This window comes from Mesorhizobium sp. M2C.T.Ca.TU.002.02.1.1 (genome assembly GCF_003997225.1).
Genome location: NZ_RZTO01000268.1, coordinates 1 through 7260, shown reverse-complemented (window position 1 = coordinate 7260; position 7260 = coordinate 1). Strand labels below are relative to the sequence as shown.

Annotated in this window: 8 protein-coding genes; 4 read left to right on the top strand and 4 right to left on the bottom strand. The window is 63.0% G+C overall.

The window, feature by feature from the left end:
* Positions 1–636 (top strand): glycosyl transferase family 90 (locus tag EOD07_RS16090; protein ID WP_127236173.1); only part of this gene is annotated, 636 nt, incomplete at its 5' end.
* A gap of 7 nt (positions 637–643) precedes the next feature.
* Here EOD07_RS16090 and EOD07_RS16085 read toward each other — a convergent pair.
* On the bottom strand, positions 644–1687 hold the full coding sequence (locus tag EOD07_RS16085; RefSeq protein ID WP_127236172.1) for an aldo/keto reductase: 1044 nt from the start codon (positions 1685–1687) through the stop codon (positions 644–646).
* 257 nt (positions 1688–1944) lie between these two features.
* Between EOD07_RS16085 and ppk2 the strand changes: the two genes are divergently transcribed.
* Complete coding sequence (gene ppk2 / locus EOD07_RS16080; RefSeq protein WP_127236171.1) at positions 1945–2865, top strand: polyphosphate kinase 2; 921 nt, start codon at positions 1945–1947, stop codon at positions 2863–2865.
* Between the two features lie 192 nt (positions 2866–3057).
* Here the strand turns inward: ppk2 and EOD07_RS16075 are convergent, their stop codons facing one another.
* The 3 genes from EOD07_RS16075 to EOD07_RS16065 form a co-directional block, all read right to left on the bottom strand.
* Positions 3058–3702: a dihydrofolate reductase family protein gene (locus tag EOD07_RS16075; protein WP_127236170.1), complete on the bottom strand. Its 645-nt coding sequence runs from the start codon at positions 3700–3702 to the stop codon at positions 3058–3060.
* A 148-nt stretch (positions 3703–3850) separates the two neighbouring features.
* Positions 3851–4882, bottom strand: coding sequence for a porphobilinogen synthase (hemB, locus tag EOD07_RS16070; protein ID WP_127236169.1), 1032 nt, complete (start codon positions 4880–4882; stop codon positions 3851–3853).
* 260 nt (positions 4883–5142) lie between these two features.
* The gene (locus tag EOD07_RS16065; RefSeq protein WP_127236168.1) at positions 5143–5961 is read right to left on the bottom strand and encodes a DUF2066 domain-containing protein; all 819 of its coding nucleotides are present in this window, start codon (positions 5959–5961) and stop codon (positions 5143–5145) included.
* 90 nt (positions 5962–6051) lie between these two features.
* Between EOD07_RS16065 and EOD07_RS16060 the strand changes: the two genes are divergently transcribed.
* Both EOD07_RS16060 and EOD07_RS16055 read left to right on the top strand, forming a co-directional pair.
* On the top strand, positions 6052–6600 hold the full coding sequence (locus EOD07_RS16060; RefSeq protein WP_127236167.1) for an isoprenylcysteine carboxylmethyltransferase family protein: 549 nt from the start codon (positions 6052–6054) through the stop codon (positions 6598–6600).
* Between the two features lie 105 nt (positions 6601–6705).
* Positions 6706–7260, top strand: a 555-nt coding sequence (locus tag EOD07_RS16055) for an enoyl-CoA hydratase/isomerase family protein (RefSeq protein ID WP_206519477.1), incomplete at its 3' end; no start/stop codon positions are given.

Below are 7260 nucleotides of genomic sequence, written 5' to 3'. Positions count from 1 at the left end.
GTCAAGGACCGGCCCATCGGCGACGACAATGCGAACGGCGTGCTGATGAAGCTGAACAAGTTCCGTCACTTCTACATGCCGCCCGACAAGCTGTCTTTCGCCGACAAGCGCCCGATGGTGGTCTGGCGCGGCCATCTCAACAATCCTCTCCGCACCCGCTTCGTGGAAAAGGCCGCCGAACTGCCGATTTGCGATGCGGGTTCCCACAGAGCCGACGCGCCGGATGGATACCGCAAGCCGTTCCTGAACATCGAGCAGCAGCGACAGTATCGCTACATCGTCTCGCTCGAAGGCAACGACGTGGCGACAAACCTGAAATGGATCATGAGCTCCAATTCGCTCTGCCTGATGCCGGAGCCAACCTACGAAACCTGGTTTGCGGAAGCCCAGGTCGAGCCCAACGTCCACTATGTGCCGCTGCGGCAGGATTTCTCCGACCTGGTCGACAAGGTGGCCTATTTCGAAAAACATCCCGCCGAGGCGGGGCGCATAACCGCCGCCGCCAACGCCTATTGCCGTAAATTCGGCAATGAGCAGGACGAGCAGGCGATCTCGCTGCTCGTCCTCTACAAATATTTTGTCCTCAGCGGCCAGATAAAGCCAGACGCGGAAGTCTGGCGCTACATCGCCGGCTGACCAGGGGTCAGATAGCGCTGCGGTCGAGCACCTTGTCGGCCGGTCCGAAACGGTCCCTGGCGGTGAACTGCTGGTGCCAGTAGGGATAAAGCACCGGCGGCCGGCTGACGGCGTCGAGGCGCCGCCGTTCTTCTTCGCTGAGTGACAGGCTTGCCGCGGCCAGATTGTCCTTGAGCTGCGCCTCGTTGCGGGCGCCGATCACCAGCGAGCTTACGGCGGGGCGGCCGAGCAGCCAGGCGAGCGCCACCTGGGCGCCTGAGACGCCTCGCGCCTTGCCGATCTCGTTGAGCACGTCGACGATGCGCCACAGACGGTCCTCGTCGCTGATCGGCGGCTCCTTCCAGCCGCCAAGCTGGCGCGCGGTCGGGCTGTCGCGATGGTATTTGCCGGAGAGCAGGCCGCCTGCCAGCGGGCTCCAGACCAGCACGCCCAGGCCTTGGTCGACCGAGATCGGCAGCAATTCGTATTCGGCCTCGCGCGCTTCCAGCGTGTAGTGGATCTGCTGGGTGACGAAACGGGCCTGATGGCGGCTGTCGCTGACGGCAAGCGCCTTCATCACCTGCCAGCCCGACCAGTTGGAGCAGCCGATGTAGCGGATCTTGCCCTGGTTGACCAAGGTGTCGAGCGCAGCGATCGTCTCTTCAACCGGCGTGAGGCCATCCCATTGATGGACGAAATAGATGTCGATGACGTCGGTCTTGAGCCGCTTCAGGCTCTTTTCGCATTCGCGGATCAGATGGTGCCGCGACAGGCCTTCGTCGTTGGGGCCGCTGCCGATGCGCATGCGCGCCTTGGACGCGATCAGCACGTCGTTCTTGTGCTTGCCGCCAAGCGCCTCGCCGATGATCTCTTCCGACAATCCGTTGGAATAGACGTTTGCCGTGTCGATGAGGTTGATGCCGGCATCGATGCAGGTGTCGATGATGCGCTTGGCTTCCGCGAGGTCGGAATTGCCGACGGCGGCGAACGGACCGGCGCCGCCGAAGGTCATGGTGCCAAGCGTCAATGTCGAGACTTTCAAGCCGGATCGGCCGAGCGTGCGGTATTCCATGTCGGTCCTCGCGATTTTGTTTGAAGAGGCGTCGTGGCCGGCGCCGCAAAAGAGGCAACGGGATTTGTAGGACAATTCCGGCGGCTTGTCGCCCCGCTGTCGATACGGGTCGATCACATATCTTCGAGGTCCGCGGCAGGCGATTGCAATAAAACCGTCATTGCGCCTCTGTATCCCAGTCGGCTCAAGGAATGTCCGTCCGGAGCCGGCGCGGATTTCCGAAGCGATGATGGCTGACAGGCAGACGGAGCTGCGCGATGAACGAATTGAAACCGAATTCCGGGGCGAAGGACTGGCTCGAAGCCGAACTCGAGGACACGCTCGACGAAGACTATGAGCTGGAGCTTTCCGAACCGGCGCTCTCGCTCGAGATCGCCAAGATCTACAAGAAGTCGCATCCGCCTTCCATCGAGCGAATGACCTATTTTCGCGAGCTGCTCAGGCTGCAATCCGAACTGATCAAGCTGCAGTCATGGGTCGCCTATCACAAGAAGAAGCTGGTGGTGGTCTTCGAGGGCCGCGACTCCGCCGGCAAGGGCGGCGTCATCAAGCGCATCACGCAGCGGCTCAACCCGCGCATCGCCCGCGTCGTCGCGTTGCCGGCGCCGACCGAGCGCGAGAAATCGCAATGGTATTTCCAGCGCTATGTGCCGCATCTGCCTGCCGGCGGCGAGATCGTGCTGTTCGACCGCTCCTGGTACAACCGTTCCGGCGTCGAGCGGGTGATGGGCTTTGCCTCACCGGATCAGGTCGAGGAATTTTTCCACGACGTGCCGGAATTCGAGCGCATGCTGGTCCGTTCCGGAATCACGCTGGTGAAATACTGGTTCTCGATCACCGACGAGGAGCAGCAGATGCGCTTCCTGATGCGCATCCACGATCCGATGAAGCAGTGGAAGCTGTCGCCCATGGACCTGCAGTCGCGCGTGCGCTGGGAGCAGTACACCAAGGCCAAGGAGGAGACCTTCGCCCGCACCAACATTCCGGAAGCGCCCTGGTTCATCGTCGAGGGCAACGACAAGAAGCGCGCGCGGCTGAACTGCATCGACCATCTGTTGCGGCAGATGCCGTATGAGGAGGTTCCGCACGAGGAGATCTCGCTGCCCGAGCGTGTCTTCAACCCGTCCTACGAACGCCAGGTCCTGCCGCGCGAGCTCTACGTGCCGGAGAAGTATTGAGCACCATCTTTCCTTCTCCCCGTCCCACGGGGAGAAGGTGCCCGAAGGGCGGATGAGGGGCGGCGCCGATGCGGGCAGTTGCGCACCAGTTTGCCGTTTGTGGCTCGCTGCCAACTTCCAACCGGCAGTGCTGCCCCTCATTGCTCTGCCGAGCATTTCTCCCCGGATGGTGACGGGGAGAAAAAGCTGTAATTACGCCCGCCCGATCATCACATGCGTCGCATCGACCGTCGCCACTTGCCCGGTACAGCGATAGCCGAGCTTCACCATGTCGAGCCCAGCGAACAGATGCTCGCCCGAGCCAAGCAGGACGGGTGAGATCGCCAGATGCATCTCGTCGATCAGCCTTTCCCCGAGATACTGCCGTACAGTCGAAACGCCGCCGCCGACGCGCACATCCTTGCCGTCGGCCGCCGCCTTGGCCTGCTCGAGCGCCGAGTGGATGCCGTCGGTGACGAAGTGGAAGGTCGTGCCGCCTTCCATCTCGATCGGCGCGCGCTTGTGATGCGTCAGAATAAAGGTCGGCACGTGATAGGGCGGGTTGGCGCCCCACCAGCCTTTCCAATCGTCGTCCGGCCATTCGCCGCGGCTCGGCGCGAACATGTTGCGGCCGAGGATCCAGGCGCCGACATTCTCGAAGCTGCGCACCGCAAACTCGTCATCGGTATCCGTCGTCCCGCCCTCCTTGCCGATCATCTGGTGGAACGAGCGGGTTTTGATCATCCATTTGTGCAGATTTTCGCCACCCACGCCGAGTGGGTTGGCGAGGCTCTGGTCGGGACCGGCGCCGTAGCCATCGAGCGAGAGCGTAAAACAATTGACACGGAGCTTGGACACGTTTTCCTCCTGAGCAGTTGTGATGTGCAAGCGGAATAGCTTAACTGATTGCATTTTGTAATCAGTATTCTGCAGGGTGAACAAAATCCACCGGGCAGAATGGCCGGCCGGTCATCCAGCAAAGGCATCAGATCAGTCGGGAGGGAGCTTATCCCCTCAGCATCTGCGCCACTACCGGCGCGAAATAGGTCAGCACGCCGTCGCAGCCCGCCCGCTTCAGCGAAAGCAGCGATTCCAGCATCGCCTTTTCGCCGTCGATCCAGCCATTGGCGGCGGCTGCCTTGATCATCGAATATTCGCCCGACACCTGGTAGGCGAAGGTCGGCATCTGCAGCTCGTCTTTCAGCCTGCGGATGATGTCGAGATAGGGCAGGCCGGGCTTGACCATCAGCATGTCGGCGCCCTCGGCGAGGTCCTGCTCGGCCTCGCGCACCGCCTCGTCGGAATTGGCGTGGTCGATGTAATAGGTCTTCTTGTCACCCTTGAGCAGGCCGGCGGTGCCGACTGCCTCGCGGTAGGGGCCGTAGAAGGCCGAAGCGAACTTCGTCGCATAGGACATGATCGCCACATCCTGGAAGCCGTTGGCGTCGAGCGCGTCGCGGATCGCGCCGATGCGGCCGTCCATCATGTCGGACGGCGCGATGATATCGGCGCCGGCGGCGGCCTGGATGACGGCCGCCGCGGCGACCTGCTCCACAGTCTCGTCATTGACGATGATGCCGTCGCGCAGGATGCCGTCATGGCCGTGGCTGGTGAATGGGTCGAGCGCTGCATCGGTGATGATGCCGATCTCCGGCACCGCGTCCTTGATGGCGCGCGTGGCGCGGTTGATGACGTTGTCCGGGTCGAGGATGTGCGAGCCGGTCTGGTCGCGTAGCGCAAGCTCGACATTGGGGAAGGTGGCGATGGCCGGAATGCCGAGCTTGGCGGCGCGCTCGGCCTCCTTCACCGCGAGGTCGACGGACAGGCGATAGACGTCCGGCATGGCGGCGATCGGCTCGCGCGTGTTCTTGCCGTCGACGACGAAGATCGGCCAGATCAGGTCGTTCACCGAAAGCTGGTTCTCCTGCACCAGCCGGCGCGACCAGTCGGCCTTGCGCATGCGCCTGAGCCGCCGGCTGCCGGTGATCTCGTCGACGCTGCGCGCGCCGGCAGGTTTTGCGGGGGTGAATTTGTTCATGGCCGAAACTCTCTTTTGCGCCGGCTTTTACCACGCGTGTCCGCCGCTGACCAATGCGACACGATTGTGCCAGCCGGAGCCTAATTCCTCGCCCCCGCTAAAAGCGGGGGAGAGGCGTCCGCGAAGCGGACGGAGAGGGGGCCTTCGTAGGGCGGAAGTCTTCCAATACGAGGCGCTTTTGCCGACGGAAACGGCGCTCCCCTCTCCGTCTCGGCTTCGCCGAGCCGCCTCTCCCCACTTCGTGGGGCGAGGAAACGCTCTCACGGCTGTCCGTTCCCCGAAAGGATTTGCGCCGCGCCCCTGACGGCCACCCGGAACGCCTCGTCGAAGCTCACGCCGCGCACCTGCCAGCGATAGGTCTTGCCGTGATCGGCCAGCCGCCAGTCGGCGATCCAGCCCAGGTCCTTGTCGCTCCACACGATGCTGCCGGCGAGTGCCCGGGCCGCTCCAGCTCTTTTCGCGAGCTTGTCGAGCCTTGCCGTATCGGCTCCGGAAAGCACCTTGCCACTCAGGCCGCCAAGCTGCCCGGCCTTTGGAAAGGTGACGCGCATCAGCAATGGAAAGGTAGCATTGGAAAAGGATTCGCGCATCGTTTTGCCCTGATCCTCATCTGCCGTCAGCACGAAATGCCGCGAGCCTTGCTCGACGGTCATGAAGACGGCGATCGGCGGCCGCTCGCCGGGCCATGGCCTGGCGCCGAGCTGCGCCAAGAGCTTGTCGACGACGGCCGGCTTGTAGATGCAGGTCAGGTCGTGCGGCCTGTCATGCGTGCCTTGCTCGTCATGGATCGGGATGCCTTCGAGCCGGTCGTGATAGCGGAAGGACTGGACGAAGTCGGCCGCCTTGTCGCGCAGCGCCAGCATCTCCGGTTTCTGCGTCAGGCGCTGGTCGCCCGAGACCTTCACCAGCACCTTGTCGAGGCAATCCTTGAAGCCGATCTGCCGGTTCACGTCTCCGGTGCCGGTGACGATCGTTTGCGATTGATATAGCTCGTTCGCCGCGGCCTCGGCAGGGTAAGACATCCGCAGGATTGCGATCAGGCCGATCGTTGCAGCCGCGAGGCGCGAAAATCCCGGCATCTCTTGTCGTCCGGTTCAAGATGGCCATTTTCTAGCACCGGGGGCGTGCGGCGGCCAAGGCGGATTGCCGGCTAACTGAAGGAGCGAGGCATGGGCTTCATTTGGTTCATCTATGCCGCCTGGCTGCTCCTCGTTATCTATCTGACCGTTCGGTCGATTGGCGTGAAACGCGACACGGAGCCGCATCTGCTGCAGAGCTTCGGCTTGATGTTTGCGATGATCGCCGCCTTTCTGCTGCCGCGCTTGCCCTTGTTTGCTTTCGTCAACTTCGCTCCCGTCAACGCGGTCCTGAGCGGCATCGGTGCTGTTTTGACGGTTGCAGGCATGCTCCTTTTGGTGCGGGCACGGCAAACTCTCGGCCGCAATTGGAGCCAGACCGTTTCCGTCAAGCAGGAACCCGAACTGGTGACATCCGGCCCGTACCGTCGGTTGCGCCACCCCATGTACACGGGTGGCCTGCTCGCATGCATCGGCTCAGCGATCGTGGTGGGTGGGCCTTTCGTCTTTCTGCTCGTCCTGCTGGGGGCGATTTTCATCTGGCGCGTGGGCGCCGAGGACCGGCTTCTGGCGCGGCAGTTTCCCGATGAGTTCCCTGCCTATGCGCGCCGCACGAACGCGCTTGTTCCTTTCGTCTGGTAGTTGCTCGCCGTACCGGATCGATGGTCGAGAGCACTCGACAATTGACGTTCGTTCGGTCGCCGCTTAGCACTTCTCCTCCCGTAGGCACGGGGGAGGATTCTCTTTATGGATTTTGGCGGAGGCGACGAGATCCGCTTCGAGCGGCTGGGTAGAGCGGGCGTGGTCACGTTGACCCGGCCGAAGGCGCTCAACGCCGTCACGCACAACATGGTCAAGGCGCTCGGCAAGGCGCTGGGCGCCTGGGAGCAGGATCCGGGCGTAGGCGTCGTCGTCGTCAAGGCCGAGGGCAGGGCGTTTTCCGCCGGCGGCGATATCCTGCACATCTATGAGGCCGGACGCGCCGGTAAGCCGCCCGTCGACTTCTTCGCCGACGAATACCGGCTCAACGCCCGCATCGCCCGCTTCAAGAAACCCTATGTCGCGCTGGTCGACGGCATCGTCATGGGCGGCGGCGTCGGCATCTCCTTCCATGGCTCGCATCGTGTGCTGACCGAGAACGCGCAGTTCGCCATGCCGGAGGTCGGCATCGGCTTCTTCCCCGATGTCGGCGCCAGCCACTTGCTGCCGGATCTGGGCGGCGCTTTCGGCATGTATCTCGGGCTGACGGGAAATCGCATCCGCTATGGCGACGCGCTTTGGTCGGGGTTGGCCACCCACACC